Genomic DNA, 19,617 nt, shown 5'->3' with positions numbered 1-19,617 from the left:
AAGATATAATTGCAGAGAGTGGAAAAATTTTGTAGAATGTACTTAAAGAATATGAATAAAGATTATACTCAAAGAAGTAGTAAAAAAATAAAAGAAGAATAAATAAAAATAGAGAAATGGGGAATCAACTATGAAAAAAGGCTGGATTGCTTTAGGAATTACCTGTGTTGTTTTGTTAGGTGGATGTGGTGGAAAAACAAATAATAAGCAGGAAACATTAAAAAGTGATGTAAATCAATCTAACAATAAAACTGAAACAAAGGCAAAGCAGTCGAGCGAAAAAAAAGAGTGGTCAAAAGAGTTTTTTAGTGAGTTCGCAGACAATTATAAATTAACTAAAGAGCAAGGAATAGAAAGAGCTGAAAAAGACTACACTGCTCAGATAAAAAAAGAAGTAGGTACCATAACAAAAAACTCAAATTCTATACAGGAAGAAATAAAATATATAGAACAACTTTCTGGTAAATATGAAAGTTTGACGGCAGAATTAGATTTGCCACAACAGCCCATGAATATTGCAGCTAAATGGCGATTTTGTGTATGGGATACAGAGCTCAATAGCCTCTGGGGAAGAATGAAAAAAAGTTTAAATGCTACTACTAAAAATAGAGTTTTGACTAATTTACGTAAGTGGAATGCAATGAAAGATAAGACAGCAACTTTAGGAAATCCACGAGAAGTTGAGGGTGGATCAATGTATTCATTAGTTTATACTATAGAAAAAACTGCTTTTACGCGCAATAAGACATATTATCTTGCAAATGAGTATGCAAAGTCTTTAGATCAAAGTTTTGAAATGCCAGAATATGATGAATGTAAAACATTTGTAAATGATAAGGGTACTAAAAAAATACGAGAGTATTTAGCTATCTATAAGGATATGGAAAAAGAAAATAGAATTAATTTATTAATTGATGATATACAGTTTGAAGGAACATATCAGAAAAAAGATAACAAACTCTCTTTTGTATCAGACGATGGAAGCTTATGTGGAACAGTAGAATACACTAGAGATTCAGCAACTTTTGTAGTACAAACCAGTACAAACAACTCAGTTTCAATCGGGAAAAAATATGAGTTTGATTTTGCATTTTAAAAAAGCTCCGACCGACAAGGAGAATATCCCTACAGGTCGGAGTTACTTATGTAACTCAAAAATCCGTAATAAATAAACCCTAAAATAAATAATTAAGAGGTAATAAATAATTTAGAGGTACAGGTTAAATGAATTTAAAGAATAGACTTAAAAAGATTGATATAGTATTAGCAGTTGCTTGGATTTTGGCAGTAATATCTGCATTTTTTGTGCATCCAAGTGTAAAATATGTTGACTATATCGATTTTCGTTCGCTAGGCATTTTATGGGGATTAATGGTTATAATTCAAGGCCTTAGATATCATAATATTTTTGAAAAAATAGCTCAATACCTACTTGAAAAAGTCAGTAAGCAATGGCAATTGGTCATGGTGTTGGTATTTATGTGTTTCCTTGGAAGTATGTTAATTACCAATGATGTTGCACTTATAACGTTTGTGCCATTTTCGATTATGATTTTAAAAAGTTGCAATAAAGAAAAAATAATGATTCCAGTTATAGTGTTACAAACGATAGCAGCAAACCTTGGAAGTATGCTTACTCCAATAGGAAATCCGCAGAATCTTTATATGTACGGCTTAACGAAGATGAATTTTGTAAGTTTTGTTAAAATTCTTCTTCCATACTCTGTAGTGTCAACGGTTTTGATTATAATTGCAATTTTCGTTTTTACATATGACAAAGAAGAGTTAGATACTTCAATCACAGATTTTGAGATTGGAGAAAATTCTTCAAAATATAAAATAATCATGTATTCGGTTTTGTTTTTAATAGCGATTTCATCAGTTTTAAGAATGATACCTTGGTATGTTTTTGTGGTAGTAGTTCTTTTTTGTGTCGGCTTTTTTGAAAGAAAAATATTATTTAAAGCAGACTATATTTTACTTTTAACATTTGTTGGATTTTTTATTTTTACAGGAAATATGGGAAAACTAGAAATAGTTCGTTCATTGCTTGAAAGTGTACTAAAATCTCATGAATTCGCAGTTGGAATTGTTACAAGCCAGTTTATTAGTAATGTTCCGGCAACTCTTATGCTTTCTGGTTTTGCAAAAAATTACAGACAGCTTTTGATAGGTGTAAATGTTGGAGGATTAGGAACTTTAATTGCATCGATGGCAAGTCTTATTTCGTATAAAGCGTATGTAAAAGAATATCGCCAGGGTGGTGGAGAATTTATAAAAATCTTTACGCTGTTTAATGTAGTATTTCTAATAGCTTTAGTTGGTGTTAACGCATATTTTTATGGTGGTTTGTAGAATAAGGCAGGTGTTAAAATGAATCAGAAGAAAATAGAACTAGAGATTCAAGAAAAACTATTTGAAAATCAAGACCTCAAGTACAAAGATTTTCAGAGTAAATTAATACCAAACGTTCAGGCAGATACGATAATAGGAGTAAGAACCCCAGTTCTAAGGAAGTTAGCAAAGAGTATTTCAAATGAGAAAAAAATGTCTTTTATAGAGTGTTTGCCTCATAAATATTATGACGAAAATCAATTACACGCATTTATAATATCAGATATGAAAGATGAAGAAAAATGCTTCAATATAATTGAAGATTTTTTGCCATACGTTAACAATTGGGCGACGTGTGACCAGATGACACCCAAAGTGTTCAAAAAAAATAAAGAAAAACTATTGGAACATGTTAAAGTATGGTTGAATTCAAAAAAGGAATATACTGTAAGGTTTGCTATAAAAATGTTAATGACACATTTCTTAGAGGATGATTTTAGACCGGAATATTTAATTTGGGTTGGCAAAGTTTCTAGGGATGAGTACTATATAAAAATGATGCAGGCATGGTATTTTGCAACGGCATTATCAAAACAGTATAAGAATACGATATATATACTCGAAGGAAAAAAATTAGATATTTGGGTTCACAATAAGTCTATTCAAAAAGCTGTAGAAAGTAGGAGAATTCCTAAAGAAACCAAAGAATATTTAAAAACATTAAAGGTAAAGGAGAAGTAGTATGTACGAGAAGAGATTAAGAAAAAGCAGGAATAGAAAAATATTTGGTGTATGTGGAGGAATAGCGGAGTATTTTGACATTGATCCTGTAATTGTTCGTTTGATTTGGGCAATTGCAATATGCTGTTTCGGTACGGGTTTATTACTCTATATCGTAGCTGCAATTGTTATGGATGATTAATTTATAACAATCGCAAATGAATTAATATACAGTACAGAATATCCACAATATGTATTTACAATTGTGAAGTATTAAGGATGTATTAAGTATTGTGTGAAAATTATAAGGGTGTTAGAAAGATTAATAAATAATAGACTCTTTTTTTGTGGTTTATGATTATATTTTGTGCTAAACTAGTTGCTGTTGAGTAAATTTATGTAGCGCTATTTTAGCACTTTTTTGTGTGAAAATAGCAAGAAATGGAGGAAAAAATGGGCGATAAAAAACACGCAATTTATGACGCCACAACACTTGGTAAACCCAAGATGTTATTATTAGGCTTGCAACATATGTTTGCAATGTTCGGAGCGACGATATTAGTTCCAATTTTAGTTAATGGATATTTTCATGGTGAAGGGCTTTCAGTTCAAGTAACATTGTTCTTTGCAGGAATAGGAACTTTAATTTTTCATTTATGTAGTAAATTCAAAGTGCCAGCTTTCCTTGGTTCATCTTTTGCTTTCTTGGGCGGCTTTTCGGCAGTAGCTAATCTAAATTCCGGCAAATTTGCCACAATGCCATATGGAGAAAAACTTCAATATGCATGTGGTGGTCTTGTTGTTGCTGGATTATTCTATATTGTATTTGCACTAATCATTAAATGCATTGGAGTAAAAAAAGTAATGCATTTTCTTCCACCAGTTGTAACTGGTCCTATTATCATTTGTATCGGACTTTCACTCGCACCATCAGCTATAAAAAATGCATCTTCAAATTGGATATTAGCTATAGTCGCACTTTCAGTTGTAATTATTTTTAATATCTGGGGAAAAGGTATGTGGAAAATTATTCCAATTCTTTTAGGTGTTGTAATTTCATACATTGTTGCAGTTATTATGAATGCATGTGGATTGAAAAACGTTGACGGAAGTGCAATCATTAATTTTGCACCAATCGCAAAAGCATCATGGGTAGGTTTGCCACCATTTTTAATTGCTAAATTTGATTTAACTTCTATTTTGGTTATGGCCCCAATCGCAATTGCATCAGTAATGGAGCATGTTGGTGATATTTCTGCTATTTCAGCAACAACAAATAAAAACTTCATTGAAGAACCAGGTTTACACAGAACTTTACTTGGTGATGGTTTAGCAACAGCGGTAGCCGGATTGTTTGGTGGTCCAGCTAATACAACATATGGAGAAAATACAGGTGTATTAGAGCTTTCGAAAGTATATGATCCAAAAGTTGTAAGAATAGCAGCAGTTTATGCAGTTGTTTTAAGCTTTATTCCAAAAACTGCAGACGTAATTGGTACAATGCCAACAGCTATCATCGGTGGAATCAGCTTTATTTTATATGGAATGATTTCAGCTATTGGAGTTAGAAACGTAGTAGAAAACAAAGTAGATTTAACAAAATCAAGAAACTTAATTATTGCAGCAGTTATTTTGGTTTCAGGATTGGGATTTGGAGATGGCTTAACATTTAAAATTGGTTCAACACCTATTACACTTACATCTCTTGCAATTGCAGCTATTTTAGGAATTTTATTAAATGCTATTTTACCAGGAAATGACTATAATTTTGGTACGAACCTTGAAGGTGATATCAACCGTGGAGTAAGTTTTAATAAATTACCAGAAAAAGATGAAGAGTAATTAAAAATTATAATACTAATTCAATCAAAACTAGTACAGAATAAATAAAACAATAATTTTAAAATAATATTGATAATATGCCTATTTAATTATACAATCATAATTAGATAGGCATATATTTTTTTGAAAGGATGAATAACAATGAGTAAGCTTTTAATTAGTGAAACAACAAAAGAGGAAAGAATTGCACTTATAAAAAAGTGGATTCCTGATGATGATGGTTTAAATGATTCAGATATGGATTTATGGGACATCTATGCAGATTACATCAATGGAAAAAGAGAAATTGCAGAGATTAATGCGTCCATGACAGGAACATATTATACAGAAGAGGATTTAAGAAAATAATCTAAGTAGAAAATGCTTAAAAATAGTAAATAAAGTGCTAATTAGAGTAAATATTTTAATGAGTTAAATATAAGCTCTGAATAGATTGGGAGATGATTTTTGAAATATGAAAATAACAGTTTTAGTAGAAAATACAACAAAAAAGGGAATGACAACGGAACATGGCTTAAGTTTATATATCGAAACAATGGGTAAAAAAATTCTATTTGATTCGGGACAAAGTGATTTGTTTAAAAAAAATGCAAAAGAATTAGGTGTAGATTTATCACAGGTAGATTTTATGATTTTATCACATGGACATTATGATCATGGTGGCGGAATATCAGAGTTTATAAAAATTAATAACAAAGCTCCAATCTATGCAAACGAAAATGTTTTTGGTGAATACTATAATGGAACTGAAAAATACATCGGTCTTAATCCTGAATTAAAAAAATCAAATAGATTTATTTTTACCAAAGGAATAACAGAAGTGGCAGAAGGAATGACTTTGTACGATTCTATCGGAAGAAAGAAACTAATAGATATGGGAGCGTCAGGATTAAACAAAAAGATATATTTGTTAGAAAACTCTAATGATAAATTAAACGATGATTCAAAGAATTCTTGTGCAAATAATTCCGGTGATATATCAAAAAATGGTTTAGTCACAAAATTTGAAAGTGATGATTTTTTACATGAGCATTATCTTATGATAGAAGAAAATTCAAAAAAAATTTTGATAAGTGGTTGCTCACACAATGGAATAATCAATATTGTAGAATGGTTTAAGCCAGATATTTTAGTTGGCGGTTTTCATTTTATGAAAAAAGAATTAGATAGTACTTTAAAAGGTTATGCCGAAACACTAAATAGCTATAATACAAGTTATTATACTTGTCATTGCACAGGACAGGAACAATATGATTTTATGAAAAAATATATGAACCGTTTAAACTATATTGCAACCGGTGACGAAATTTTTCTATAAAAATAATAAAATAAGTATTGCATTAATTTAAAACTGTGCTATAATAATGTGCGAAACATGATAAGTTGCAGCTGTAAGATAAGTTGCACTTATAAAAACAAAACAGGTTTATTGGCAGAGTAGAACTTTATGCGTCAAGTGCCTTCTGAACAGGGAGTTGTCAGTTGGACGAAGAAGAAATTCGCGGTATAAGGTTCGCATCCCGCTGCTACATAATGGAAATATAATAAAAGGTCTTCCTTTATGTAGTCTAGGAACTGCTGAAAGGAGGATTTTTTTTATGAATTATTTTAAAAAGATGTTGGAACCATTTAAAGAAGAGTACATTGTAAAAACTATTGCTTTTTTAGGAATTATGGGTGCATTTTCGATTTTGTTATCCAAATTTGCAAATATCAAGGTCCTTCCAACACTTAATATTGGTTTTGGAAGCGTAGCTAACAGAGTTGTTGATTTTGTTTTTGGACCAATCGTAGGTGCTATTTTTGGTGGAGTTATGGATATTGTTAAATTTTTCCTAAACCCAGGTAATGGTCCATTCCACTTTGGATTTACATTAAATGCTATTGTAGCAAGTATATTATTTGGTGCAGTTGTTTACAAGAAAAAAATCACAATATTAAGAATTTTTTTCGCAAACTTATTAGTTAAAGTTATTGTAAATATTGGACTTAATACATTTTGGTTATCTCAGTTATACGGAAAGGGATTTTTTGCTATTATTGTTCCTAGATTATTTTCCAATGTAGTAATGTTAGGTATAGATACTGCATTATACTTTATTATATTTAAAGCAATATCAGAAGTTGCTAACAACTATCTTCCAGATTCAAATAAAAAAAACTATGAAGCACAATAATTTGCCAAAATCTTTATTAATATTTATTTGACTTATAGTTGTTGTTAAAAGTACAATAAATAGTAGAAGAAATGCAGTACAATTTATAAGCAAAGCAACCTAATAAGTAAACAATATATAAGCAATAAATAATAATATAGGATAGTAGGTATAATTATGGAGAATTTTGCAGTAATAGATACTGAAACAAATTGGAAAGATCAGGTAATGTCTATAGGAATAGTTGTTGCCGATGCGTTAACACTGAATATAGTAGATGAACAATATTATATAGTTAATCCAGCCTATAAAACTGGTGGAATGTATTCATCAGTTTTAGGCGTGGAGGATGGTGATCCTTGCAAAATAAAAAAAAGAATAGAGATTATGGATGAGATGGTAGAATGGCTAGAAAGTTTATCTGTAAAGTCTATTTATGCATATAATGCAATTTTTGATAAATCACACTTAGATGAATTGCGTAATTTTGAATGGTATGACATTATGAAAGTTGCAGCATATAAACAACATAATCCTAAACTCCCAGGAAATTTAGAATGTTGTAAGACAGGACGTTTAAAAAGAAATTACGGAGTAGAGCCAATGATTAGAATGCTAACAGGTGATTTTAAGTATAGAGAGGTTCATAATGCATTATATGACGCAAGGGATGAGTTAAGAATTATTAAATTAATAGACAAGCCAATAAGTGAATATTTTCCACTCTAAAGATGTATTGACTTTTTCTGATTAAAATGTTAGTCTAAAGAGAAAGAAGATATGTAAACGCCTTGAAGAAAAGAGTAGTTTTATTAATTCTGATAAAGAGAGCTCTTGTTTGGTGAAAAAGAGACAGTACGATAAGACGAAGATGGTTTTGGAGTGGTGAGGCTGAACTATTTAGATTTTTTAAGAAAACATTTTAAATAGATAAGCTTCGACAGGTGCGCCTGTTATAGCGCGATTGAGTAATATTATTTAGTGAAAAATATTACTTATAGAGGCTTTTATTGTGAAATAAAAGTGAAATGAAGTGGTAACGTGGATAATCCGCCTTCTGTTAGATGCAGAAGGCGTTTTTTATTACAAAAAAGGAGAGATATTATGGCAACAAATAAAGGTAAATTTTATATGACTACAGCTATTGCATATGCGTCAGGAAAACCACATATTGGTAACACATATGAAATAATATTAGCAGATGCTATTGCAAGATATAAAAGAGCGGAAGGTTATGATGTGTATTTTCAAACAGGTACAGATGAACATGGCCAGAAAATTGAAGAAAAAGCTAATGCAAAAGGTATTACTCCAAAAGAATATGTTGATGAAGTTTCAGGAGAAATCCATAAAATATGGGATTTAGTAAATTCTTCATACGATAATTTTATTAGAACAACAGATGAAGATCACGAGAAATGTGTTAAGAAAATCTTTAAGAAATTATATGATCAAGGCGACATTTATAAATCTTCATATGAAGGATTATACTGTACACCATGTGAATCATTTTGGACAGAATCACAACTTGTAGATGGAAAATGTCCTGACTGTGGAAGAGAAGTAAAACCAGCTAAAGAAGAAGCATATTTCTTCAAAATGAGCAAATATGCAGATAGATTAATTAAATATATCAACGAGAATCCTGATTTTATTCAACCGGTTAGTAGAAAAAATGAAATGATGAATAACTTCTTATTACCAGGTCTTCAGGATTTATGTGTATCAAGAACTTCATTTAGTTGGGGTATCCCAGTTGATTTTGATCCCAAACATGTAGTTTACGTTTGGTTGGATGCATTAACTAACTATATTACTAAAATTGGATACGACCCAGATGGTTCAAGCGATTTATTCAATAAAAACTGGCCAGCAGATTTACACTTGATTGGAAAAGATATTGTTAGATTCCACACAATTTATTGGCCAATTTTCTTAATGGCATTAGACTTACCATTACCAAAACAAGTTTTCGGACATCCTTGGTTACTACAAGGTGGAGAAAAAATGTCAAAATCTAAAGGTAATGTTATTTACGCAGATGATTTAGTAAGAATGTTTGGCGTAGATGCTACTCGTTATTTTGTTTTGCACGAGATGCCATTTGAAAATGATGGAATCATTACATGGGATTTAGTAGTAGAGAGATTCAATTCAGATTTGGCAAATATTTTAGGTAACTTAGTAAATAGAACAGTATCTATGAGCAATAAATATTTCGATGGTATCGTAAGAAAAACAGATGCAACAGATGAAGTAGATGAATCATTAAAAGAAGTTGTGACAAATGCAAAAGCAAAAGTTGAAGAGAAAATGTCAAGACTTAGAGTTGCAGATGCAATCACAGAAGTGTTTAATGTTTTCCGTCGTTGTAATAAATACATTGATGAAACAACTCCATGGATTCTTGCAAAAGATGAAGCAAAACACGATAGATTATCAGAAGTTTTATATAACTTAGTTGAATCTATTACAATTGGTGCAAGTTTATTAAATAGTTTCTTGCCAGAGACAGCAGAAAAAATCTTCACTCAACTAAACACAGAATGTAGAGATTTCGATGATTTAGATAAATTTGGTTTATATGAAAGCGGAAATAAAGTTGTTGAAAAACCAATTATGTTATTCGCTAGATTAGATCAAAAAGAAATCGAAAAACAAGTTGAAGAAATCAAGGCAAAACAGCAAGCTGAATTTGCTGCAGCAAATGGAGCAGATGAAGCTAAAGAAAATGATGACGCAATTGATATTGAACCAAAAGAAGAAATTACATTTGATGATTTTGAAAAAATGCAATTCCAGGTTGGTGAAATTATTGCTTGCGAAGCTGTACCAAAATCAAAGAAATTACTTTGTTCACAAGTAAAAGTAGGAAGCCAGATTAAACAGATTGTTTCAGGAATTAGAAAATACTATACTCCAGAAGAAATGGTTGGTAAAAAAGTTATGGTATTATGCAATTTAAAACCAGCTAAACTTGCAGGAGTATTATCAGAAGGAATGCTACTTTGTGCAGAGGATGCAGAAGGTAATTTGGCACTAATGAAACCTGAAAAAGAAATGCCAAGCGGAGCAGAAATTGCGTAGTATTAAATCTAATAAGTAAAATAATGCAAAAATCTTAAAAATAAAGTTGTATTATTGAGCATATAATTGAATAAAATGTTATAAACAAGAAAGTGGGTTATTGTATTTAACAATGATCTGCTTTCTTTTTTGTATAGCTTGTGTTTAGGATATTGTAATAAAAAATTATAAAATAAAATTATAAAGATATAAAAAAATATTTATCTTTCAGTTTTCTGTTGACAACGAGAACTAGATACGATAATCTTATATTAAAGATTAAACAAATGCTTAATCTTTAATAAGATAATACTTTTTATAACTGAATATAAAACTTTTAATAATTACTAGTAAGCACTAGAAATGCCGAGGTAATAATAGAGATAAAAGAGTAGGTTACTAGAGAAATTAGCAAAAGTTTAAAAAAAATATAAAAAAATAAGAAAGAGGTAGAGAATTATGAAAAAAACTTACAAAATCGATGTAGATTGTGCAAACTGTGCTAACAAAATGGAAGAAGCTGCTCGCAACACAAATGGGGTTAAGGATGCAGTGGTAAATTTCATGACTCTAAAAATGAAAGTTGAATTTGAAGATGATGCTGACAAGGATAAAGTTATGCAAGAAGTTCTAAAAAATTGCAAAAAAGTAGAAAGTGATTGCGAAATATATTTATAAAAAAGTAATCAATATATGTTTTTGTAATAATATATAAGAAAATGGAGATGGGCTATGACAAAAAAGCAGAAAAACGTATTGTATAGGATAGTAGTTTCAGCTGTTATTTTAGCAGCTTTGTTGATTTGTGAGAAAAGTGGAACTATAAAGAATATTAATAAATCGATTGTTTTTGGAGCATACATGATACCATATCTAATAATTGGTTATGATATTATTATAAAAGCTTTTAAAGGAATAAAAAATAAACAGCCATTTGATGAATGTTTGTTAATGGTTATTGCAACAATTGGGGCTATAGTAATAGGAGTGATAGATAATGGTGATTATGTAGAAGCCATTGCTGTAATGTGGTTTTACCAGGTTGGAGAATTATTTCAGAGTTATGCCGTTGGAAAAAGCAGAAGAAATATATCAGATCTTATGGATATTTGCCCGGAATACGCTAATGTTTTAGATGAAAATGATAATGTTGAAGAATACGATCCTGAGGATGTTGAGATAGGAAGTAGAATTCTTATAAAAAAAGGAGAAAAGATTCCTATTGATGGTATTGTAATTGATGGAGAAACAAGTCTAGACACAGCTGCGTTAACTGGTGAGTCAGTTCCAAGAACAGTTAGAAAAAATGATGAAGTAATTAGTGGATGTATAAATTTAGATTCTGCAATCACAATTAAAACAACAAAACTATATGAGGAATCAACTGTAGCCAAAGTATTTGAATTGATTGAAGAAGCTAGTTCAAGAAAATCAAAATCAGAAAAATTTATAACAAAATTTGCAAGATACTACACTCCAATTGTTGTATATTCTGCATTGGCATTAGCTATTGTCCCACCAATTATTTTGAATGTAATTGGACAAAGCTCAGATTTTAAAATATGGATATATAGAGCTTTAACATTTTTGGTAATTTCATGTCCATGCGCATTGGTAATTAGTATACCACTAAGCTTTTTTGCAGGAATAGGAAGTGCAAGTCATGAAGGTGTTTTGGTTAAAGGATCCAATTATCTAGAACTATTAGCAGATACTAAAACAATAGTTTTCGATAAGACCGGAACCCTTACAAAAGGAGTTTTTGAAGTTGTTGCAGTTCATCCAAAAACTTTAAGTACAAAAGAATTATTGCACATAGCAGCGCATGTTGAAAGATTTTCAACACATCCAATTGCAAATTCAATAAGAAAAGCGTATTCAAATGAGGCTGATAGTTGCATTGTTTCAGATGCAACTGAAATAGCTGGACAAGGTATAGAAGCTATGGTAAATGATCATAAAGTTAGCGTTGGAAATACAAAACTTATGGATTCAATTGGTGCAAAATGGAATAATTGTTCTAAGTTAAAAGGTACAACGATACATGTTGCGCTTGATAATGTATATCAGGGACACATAGTAATTTCTGATGTGATAAAAGAAAACAGTAAATGCGCCATATCAGAATTAAAGAAAAATGGTGTAAAGCAGACTGTTATGTTAACTGGCGATTCAAAATCTGTAGCAGAGAATGTTGCAAATGAACTGAAAGTTGATGAAGTTTATAGTGAGTTGTTGCCACAGAATAAAGTAGAAGAAATAGAAAAAATACTAGCAAATAAAGAAAATGAAAAAGACGTTGTTGCATTTGTAGGAGATGGAATAAACGATGCGCCGGTCTTATCAAGAGCAGACATTGGAATTGCAATGGGAGTTCTAGGTTCAGACGCAGCTATTGAAGCAGCTGATGTAGTATTAATGGATGATGATCCTTTAAAGATAGCGACGGCAATAAGAATTTCGAAGAAATGTCTTACTATTGTAAAAGAGAATATATATTTTGCAATAGGAATTAAAGTGATTTGTCTTATTTTAGGAGCAGTAGGTATAGCAAATATGTGGTTTGCAATTTTTGCAGATGTAGGTGTTATGGTGCTTGCAGTTTTAAATGCAATAAGATGTTTACATATAAAAAATAATAAGATTTCTACGTATTAAAAATAAAAAAACATAATAACGAAAACCAGATTTGTGATAAAGGGATATTGTTTTTTAAGAAGAAAAATAATATCCCTTTTAAAAAACTAAAATTTTTGATATAATACTTTGTAGTTATATTAAGTAAAAAAGGTAAGAAAGTAAGAGGTGCGAGTTGTTTTATGTCACGCAATTATGATTTAAATGAAGTAGAATTATCAAAAGTAAAAACAGTAGTTTTTGATGTGGGAGATGTATTACTAGATTATAGATGGAAAGATATGCTTATGGATTATGGTTTAAGTGAAGAAGATGCATTACGCGTAGGAAAAGAATTGTTTGATGATCCTGAGAAACTTTGGCATGTTTTTGACTTAGGAATAAATTCTGATCAAGAGATTATTGATTCTTTTTGTAAGAAATATCCTAATGATAAAAAAGCAATATCATGGTTTATTCGTCATGGTGAATTTATGCATGTTGCTAGACCGGATGTGTGGGAGAGAGTTCACTTATTAAAGGAACAAGGATACGGAATTTATCTTTTATCGAATTATCCAGAGTCATTATTTAAAAAACATACTAGATATGCGGATTTCCTTGATGATATCGATGGAATGATGGTCTCATACATGATAAAAAAGGCAAAACCAGATCAAGCAATTTATAAAGCATTATGTGATAAATATTATTTAAAAAAAGATGAATGTTTATTTTTTGATGATAGAATTGAGAATGTAGAGGGTGCGATTGATTTTGGAATGCAGTCAGTACAAGTTCATTCTAGAGCAGGATTGTCAAAAGATCTTGATGTTTTGTTGAAACAAAAAAATAACTAATACGAAGGCCATTAGAGAGGCATATTAAATATCATTATCAAATTATCCGATAAACAGTTCAGAGAGTATTCAGTTTTGAGATGTCTAAGGAGGATTTTTTGATGAATGATGTAGGAGAGATTAAAGAGACAGCTAGAAACTTGACGGCAATTTTTTTGTTTGCTTCAATTGGTTGTTCAATATTGGCAATGGTTACAGGTATTATTGGAATAGATGTAATTGCAAGCATATCTGTAATATGTGCTATTGTTTTAGATCTTCTGACGGTGTATACAATAAAAAAAGTTGTAGCATCGGGTGGACTTATAAGTGATGAAGTGATTGAAATAACAGAAAAGATGAAGAAAATAGAGCATGGTGATTTATCAGTACAGTTCGATGGAGATTATGGAATTTATTCAGAACTTACAGATTCTATTAATGTTATGCTTGAAGAGCTAAGAAAATATACAAAGGATATTAGTCATGTTGTTAGAAATATTGCAAAAGGTAATTTGACAGTACATAAGCATGTTTCTTATCAGGGTGATTTCAAAGAGATTGAACATGCACTTGATGACATAAAAGAACAACTTACAGATACATTAAGCAGTGTTAATGATAATTCAGTGCATGTATTAAGTTGTTCAGAACATGTAAGAACAAGCTCCGAGCAAGTTTCAGAAGGAACAAATTCTCAGAATGAAGCGCTTTCTGGATTGACAGAAGAAATCAAAGTACTTTCAGATAAGATTGAAAAGATTACAGATAATACAAATGCAGCTGATAAAATTTCTAGAGAAACAAATATTCAGCTTAATGCTGGAAATGATAAAATGAAAAATGTTGTTGTTGCAATGGAAGAAATCAATACAACGTCTGATAAAATTGGAGAAATTATTGGAACAATTAACAGTATTGCAGCACAAACAAATCTTCTAGCATTAAATGCTTCCATTGAAGCTGCTCGTGCCGGAGAAGCTGGAAAAGGTTTTGCAGTAGTTGCTGATGAAATAGGAGAATTAGCAAATGAAAGTTCAGAAGCGAGTAACAATATTGCAGATCTGATAAATGGAAGTAAAGTTGCAGTAGAAAAAGGAAAGGCTTTAGTTAACAATACAGCAGAATCAATTCAGCTTGGAGTAAAGAATTCTATGGAATTAGGAGACAAGTTAAAAGAGATTGTTGAGTATGCAGATGAACAAAATGCAGCTTTAAAGAATATTTCATCGAAGGTTGATGATATTTCAGAAGTAATAAAAGTAAATGCAAAAGTATCAGAAGAGAATTCTAAGGTAAGCAACGAATTAATAGACAGTGCTAATAGATTACAAGAATCAGTTATCCAATTTAAATTAAAATAGAATAAAAGTAATAACACTGACACATTAAAAAGAAGTATAGAAAGAATATAAACACATTTATATAGAAGAAATACATAATATACATTATAAAAAAAACAAAAAGACTGTAGAAATGTAATTGGTTCTGCGGTCTTTTTGTTTAATCAGGAAATAGATTCGACATCGCAAAATCGAATAAATAATATTGCATGAACCAATAAAAATATCATAAATATATAAAAGGGGAGTTAATTAATATTCTAATGGTTTGTATATAAAAAGGCTTATACATTTCTACAGTCGTGAAAATTTCGTCTTTTAATTCTTGTATTAAATTTTCAAAGCTAATCACATATGAATTATAAATTATATGCAATTGTTACCCTAGACCTATATTTGCAGCAAAGGTCTAGGGAGTTTGTAAGTTTTGGCATAATATCTTGCCCATGTGTAACATGAAAGTGATTTTTGGATAACTTCAGCACTTAAAAAGCTAAAATTAAAATGCCTTAGATATAAATTTGGCCATTTGTTCAGGCTATAATTTATATCATTAGTCTTACTTGACCTAGTATTTTTTTTGAGCGATAGATCTAAGTAAACACCATTTCGTTTGTTTTTGCAAAGAAATGAAAATAAAACATCTAAATCTTTTTTAAAAAAAGCATAGTTCACCCTTTTGAATAGACGAGTAGCAGAAGATAATCTGTTACTAAAAGATTTAGAAAGTTTGAAAACAACACAAACATCTATAGCAACAATAGTGCTAACTGCGAAAACTAAGTTAACTAGTTCGGGGCTGTTGCAGAAATTGAAAACAATTAAAAGCAACATGAAAAGAACAACGTAACTGTATAGAACATATAAAGTTTTTTGGTTAGCGTTTTTGCTATATATGTTTTTCATTGTAATCCTCCTTTGCAAAAATAAAATAAAAAAGGCATTAGCTAACATAAACAAGAATAGATTTAATAAAATAAATCTACTAAAAAAATGTTTATGATAGCTAATGCCTTGTAATCAAACAAGTAACACGCTTATTTCTGAAAAAATTATATCATGTAAAGAAGATTATTGTCAATAATATTTTTAATATCAAAAAAAAATAATTGCGAAAATATTTCGCCCTTTATTTTTTGAATTAGGCAGTTTGTGCATTGCTTTTGGAGAACTTAAATGAGTATATAATATATATAAGTTAAAATGACTAAAGGCAAAAGAAAAAAATAAAAAAAATTGTTAAAAGTGCTTGATTTTTTTTGAAAAGTGCTTTATCATAACTTGCAGATGCGAGAGGCGCTGTAAAAAATCATATTCAATCGATTGCGTGTTTGAATTTGAATATGATTTATGTGCAAACGGATTAATAAATTGATTAATCATATACAGCAAAGTTTTATGTGCATTGTATTACAAAATCCTAAAGAAAGGGAGTAAGAAGAATGGTAGGAATCATTGTTGCTAGCCACGGAAGTTTTGCAGCTGGAATTCTCCAGTCATGTCAAATGATTGTTGGCGAACAGGAAAACATTAAAGCTTGTACTTTAATGCCAAGTGATGGACCGGAAGATATTCGTAGACAGATGGAAGAAGCAATTGCTTCATTCGACGATCCTTCACAAGTTTTATTTCTTGTTGACCTTTGGGGCGGAACTCCTTTCAATCAGGCAAACGGCTTGATTGCAGGTCATGAGGACACATGGGCTATCGTAAGTGGCCTAAATTTACCAATGCTTATTGAAGCATGTGGATCAAGATTTACTTCAGAATCAGCACAGGAGATTGCAACTATTGTAATTGACACAGCTATCGATGGAGTGAAAGTAAAACCAGAGACTTTAGCACCAAAAGCTAAAGCACCAGCAGCAGCACCAGTAGCTGCAGCACCACAGGGAGCTATTCCAGAAGGAACAGTTATAGGTGATGGTAAAATCAAATATGTTTTAGCTAGAATTGATACTAGACTATTACATGGACAGGTTGCTACAGCATGGACAAAGACTGTTCAACCAAACAGAATTATTGCAGTATCTGATAACGTAGCTCATGATGATTTACGTAAACAAATGATAGAGCAGGCTGCACCTCCAGGGGTTAAAGCTCATGTAGTGCCAATCGATAAGATGATTCAAGTCGATAAGGATACAAGATTTGGAAACACTAAAGCACTAATCTTGTTCGAAACACCACAGGATGCACTTAGAGCAATCAAGGGTGGAGTTTCCATTAAGAAACTCAATCTTGGATCAATGGCTCATACACCTGGAAAGGCTGTTGTTTCAAAAGCAGTAGCTATGGATCAAAAAGATATCGAAACAATTGAAGAGTTAATCAGTCTTGGAGTTGAATTCGATGTAAGAAAAGTTCCAGGTGATTCACCAGCAAGTATTAAGGATATGCTTAAGAAAGCTAAGCAGGAATTAGCTAAATAAGGAGGAAATATTATGTCAGCAGTAACAGTTATTTTAATTGCTTTAGTAGCGCTACTTGCAGGTATGGGTGGAATTCTTGATGAATTTCAGTTTCATCAGCCATTAGTAGCGTGTACATTAATCGGATTAGTAAGCGGCCATTTAGTTGCCGGTATTATTCTTGGAGGAACATTACAGATGATGGCTCTTGGATGGGCTAATATCGGAGCAGCAGTTGCTCCAGATGCAGCGTTAGCATCAGTAGCATCATCTATTTTAATGGTATTAGCTTTAAATGGTGGAGATGTTTCACAAAAAGCTGCTATCGATTCAGCTATCGCAGCTGCAGTACCACTTTCAGTAGCAGGTTTATTCTTAACAATGATTTGTCGTACACTTGCTATTCCACTTATTCATGCGCAGGATGCTGCAGCAGAAAGAGGAGATTATAGAGGAATTGAAGTTATACAGTGGGTTGCTATTTTAATGCAAGGTGTTCGTATCATGGTTCCAGCATTAGCTCTTTGTGCTATTCCAGCTAAAACTGTTCAAAATGTATTGCAGTCAATGCCAGCATTCGTTTCAGATGGTATGGCAGTCGGCGGTGGAATGGTTGCAGCAGTTGGTTATGCAATGGTAATTAACATGATTGCAACAAAAGAAGTTTGGCCATTCTTCGCAATTGGCTTCTGTTTAGCAGCTGTTAGTCAGTTAACACTTATTGCACTTGGTGCTATTGGTGTTGCACTTGCTTTAATTTATCTTGGACTTAAAGATGCAGCTAAGTCAAACGGAGGAAATGGTGGAAGTGGTTCAGGTGATCCACTTGGAGATATATTAAACGATTACAAATAATTGGAGGGACAAAAGCTATGATGGAAAAAAAGAAAAAATTATCAAATGATGACATTTTTGCAGTAACATGGCGTCATCAGTTCCTTCAGGGATCATGGAACTATGAGCGTATGCAAAATGGTGGATGGTGTTATTCAATAATACCAGCTATTAAAAAATTATATACAAGCAAAGAAGACAGAGCAGCTGCTTTAAAAAGACATATGGAATTCTATAACACACATCCATATGTATCAGCACCAATTATGGGTGTTACATTAGCTCTTGAAGAAGACAGAGCTAATGGTGCAGATGTTACAGATGAAACAATCCAAGGTGTAAAAGTTGGTATGATGGGACCTTTAGCTGGTGTAGGTGATCCAGTATTCTGGTTTACTCTTAGACCAATTATTGGAGCTTTAGGTGCTTCATTTGCAATGGATGGCAGCCTTTTAGGACCAATTCTATTCTTTGTTTTATGGAATGTAATCAGATTTGCTTTCTTATTCTATACAACATACTTTGGTTACAAAGTAGGTACAGAGATTACAAAAGATTTATCTGGCGGTTTATTAGGAAAAATCACACAGGGTGCTTCAATCTTAGGTATGTTCGTTGTTGGTGCGCTTGTAGACAGATGGGTAAGTATTAAGTTTGCACTTAATGTTTCTAGTGTTGAACAACAAAAAGGAGCATTTATCAATTGGGCTGCAGTTGCTAAGACAAAAGGTGGAACTGGAAAGGTATTACACGAAGCATTTAAACAGTATAATTCATTAGGTGGAACAGGCCTTGAAAAATACAAAGTTACAACATTACAGGATAACTTAGACCAGTTAATCCCAGGATTTGCAGCATTAATCTTAACATTAATCTGCTGTAAATTATTAAAGAAGAATGTTTCTCCAATTGCAATCATCATCTTATTATTCGTTGTTGGTGTAGTTGGTAAATACTTCGGAGTATTCTAATTAGATTAGTAGCAAATACAATATAAAGTAACAGTTTAATACCCCACTTTAAAAGGTGGGGTATTAGGCTTATAAAGAAAAAGGAAGATAATTTATGATAAGTTCAAAAAATACAAAAGTTGATTTAACAATGTATGGAACAGCTTTTATTGGGTTAACAAAAACAGGACAAATATTGATTGGCGATAAGGCATTTGAGTTTTATAGCGAAAGAAATAAAAATGATTATATCCAGATTCCATGGGAATATGTTGACTATATAGCGGCATCAGTATATGCAAATAAGTGGATTGCACGTTTTAGTATTTTTATCAAGGATTCCGATAAATATTACAGTTTTTCTGCTAAAAACAATAAGGAATTGTTAAGAGCAGTTAGAAGTTATATACCAGAGAAAAAACTTGTAAAATCGTTATCATTTTTTGATGTTTTACGTAAAGGATTTTTTGGTTTAATAAGTAAAATTAAAAGATAATATGTTAAAT

Annotated in this window: 19 protein-coding genes and 1 riboswitch; of the genes, 18 read left to right on the top strand and 1 reads right to left on the bottom strand. The window is 31.3% G+C overall.

Annotation, left to right across the window (positions count from 1 at the left end; translation table 11 throughout):
* Positions 1-130 precede the first annotated feature (130 nt).
* From BLV79_RS08820 to BLV79_RS08755, 14 genes are all read left to right on the top strand, one after another.
* Positions 131-1,096, top strand: a complete 966-nt coding sequence (locus BLV79_RS08820; RefSeq protein ID WP_074718203.1) for a lysozyme inhibitor LprI family protein — start codon at positions 131-133, stop codon at positions 1,094-1,096.
* A 128-nt stretch (positions 1,097-1,224) separates the two neighbouring features.
* On the top strand, positions 1,225-2,355 hold the full coding sequence (locus BLV79_RS08815; protein ID WP_074718201.1) for an SLC13 family permease: 1,131 nt from the start codon (positions 1,225-1,227) through the stop codon (positions 2,353-2,355).
* Positions 2,356-2,373: 18 nt separating this feature from the next.
* Complete coding sequence (locus BLV79_RS08810; RefSeq protein ID WP_074718199.1) at positions 2,374-3,075, top strand: DNA alkylation repair protein; 702 nt, start codon at positions 2,374-2,376, stop codon at positions 3,073-3,075.
* A gap of 1 nt (position 3,076) precedes the next feature.
* The gene (locus BLV79_RS08805; RefSeq protein ID WP_074718197.1) at positions 3,077-3,256 is read left to right on the top strand and encodes a PspC domain-containing protein; all 180 of its coding nucleotides are present in this window, start codon (positions 3,077-3,079) and stop codon (positions 3,254-3,256) included.
* A 251-nt stretch (positions 3,257-3,507) separates the two neighbouring features.
* Entirely contained in the window at positions 3,508-4,896 is a 1,389-nt protein-coding gene (locus BLV79_RS08800; RefSeq protein WP_242871456.1) for a uracil-xanthine permease family protein, read from the top strand.
* 141 nt (positions 4,897-5,037) lie between these two features.
* Positions 5,038-5,244, top strand: coding sequence for a hypothetical protein (locus tag BLV79_RS08795; protein ID WP_074718193.1), 207 nt, complete (start codon positions 5,038-5,040; stop codon positions 5,242-5,244).
* Positions 5,245-5,350: 106 nt separating this feature from the next.
* Positions 5,351-6,214, top strand: coding sequence for an MBL fold metallo-hydrolase (locus tag BLV79_RS08790; RefSeq protein WP_074718191.1), 864 nt, complete (start codon positions 5,351-5,353; stop codon positions 6,212-6,214).
* Positions 6,215-6,327: 113 nt separating this feature from the next.
* A riboswitch (THF riboswitch) is annotated at positions 6,328-6,424 on the top strand.
* A 70-nt stretch (positions 6,425-6,494) separates the two neighbouring features.
* Positions 6,495-7,073 (top strand): folate family ECF transporter S component, encoded by a 579-nt coding sequence (locus BLV79_RS08785; protein ID WP_074718189.1) that lies wholly within the window; start codon positions 6,495-6,497, stop codon positions 7,071-7,073.
* Positions 7,074-7,229: 156 nt separating this feature from the next.
* Entirely contained in the window at positions 7,230-7,781 is a 552-nt protein-coding gene (locus tag BLV79_RS08780; RefSeq protein WP_074718187.1) for a 3'-5' exonuclease, read from the top strand.
* Between the two features lie 375 nt (positions 7,782-8,156).
* Complete coding sequence (gene metG, locus BLV79_RS08775; RefSeq protein ID WP_074718185.1) at positions 8,157-10,139, top strand: methionine--tRNA ligase; 1,983 nt, start codon at positions 8,157-8,159, stop codon at positions 10,137-10,139.
* 438 nt (positions 10,140-10,577) lie between these two features.
* Positions 10,578-10,796, top strand: a complete 219-nt coding sequence (locus tag BLV79_RS08770) for a cation transporter (protein ID WP_074718183.1) — start codon at positions 10,578-10,580, stop codon at positions 10,794-10,796.
* Positions 10,797-10,850: 54 nt separating this feature from the next.
* Positions 10,851-12,776: a heavy metal translocating P-type ATPase gene (locus BLV79_RS08765; RefSeq protein WP_074718181.1), complete on the top strand. Its 1,926-nt coding sequence runs from the start codon at positions 10,851-10,853 to the stop codon at positions 12,774-12,776.
* A 161-nt stretch (positions 12,777-12,937) separates the two neighbouring features.
* Positions 12,938-13,594, top strand: a complete 657-nt coding sequence (locus BLV79_RS08760) for an HAD family hydrolase (protein ID WP_074718179.1) — start codon at positions 12,938-12,940, stop codon at positions 13,592-13,594.
* A gap of 101 nt (positions 13,595-13,695) precedes the next feature.
* A complete protein-coding gene (locus BLV79_RS08755; protein WP_074718177.1) occupies positions 13,696-14,937 on the top strand; it encodes a methyl-accepting chemotaxis protein in 1,242 nt (413 codons plus the stop codon).
* A 369-nt stretch (positions 14,938-15,306) separates the two neighbouring features.
* On the opposite strand, the gene BLV79_RS12940 is transcribed toward BLV79_RS08755, so the two are convergent.
* The gene (locus tag BLV79_RS12940) at positions 15,307-15,822 is read right to left on the bottom strand and encodes a hypothetical protein (protein WP_074718175.1); all 516 of its coding nucleotides are present in this window, start codon (positions 15,820-15,822) and stop codon (positions 15,307-15,309) included.
* Positions 15,823-16,358: 536 nt separating this feature from the next.
* Between BLV79_RS12940 and BLV79_RS08745 the strand changes: the two genes are divergently transcribed.
* The 4 genes from BLV79_RS08745 to BLV79_RS08730 all read left to right on the top strand — a co-directional run bounded on the left by BLV79_RS08745 (position 16,359) and on the right by BLV79_RS08730 (position 19,607).
* Positions 16,359-17,348, top strand: coding sequence for a PTS sugar transporter subunit IIB (locus BLV79_RS08745; protein WP_074718173.1), 990 nt, complete (start codon positions 16,359-16,361; stop codon positions 17,346-17,348).
* 12 nt (positions 17,349-17,360) lie between these two features.
* On the top strand, positions 17,361-18,182 hold the full coding sequence (locus BLV79_RS08740; RefSeq protein ID WP_074718171.1) for a PTS mannose/fructose/sorbose transporter subunit IIC: 822 nt from the start codon (positions 17,361-17,363) through the stop codon (positions 18,180-18,182).
* Between the two features lie 20 nt (positions 18,183-18,202).
* Complete coding sequence (locus BLV79_RS08735) at positions 18,203-19,132, top strand: PTS system mannose/fructose/sorbose family transporter subunit IID (protein WP_074718243.1); 930 nt, start codon at positions 18,203-18,205, stop codon at positions 19,130-19,132.
* A gap of 94 nt (positions 19,133-19,226) precedes the next feature.
* A complete protein-coding gene (locus BLV79_RS08730) occupies positions 19,227-19,607 on the top strand; it encodes a DUF956 family protein (protein WP_074718169.1) in 381 nt (126 codons plus the stop codon).
* The last annotated feature ends 10 nt before the right edge of the window (positions 19,608-19,617 follow it).

The sequence above is a fragment of the Lachnobacterium bovis DSM 14045 genome, from assembly GCF_900107245.1.
Classification (GTDB): Bacteria; Bacillota; Clostridia; order Lachnospirales; family Lachnospiraceae; genus Roseburia; species Roseburia bovis.
Note: the sequence above shows the minus strand (reverse complement) of the source record. Positions and strands in the feature narration are given on the sequence as shown.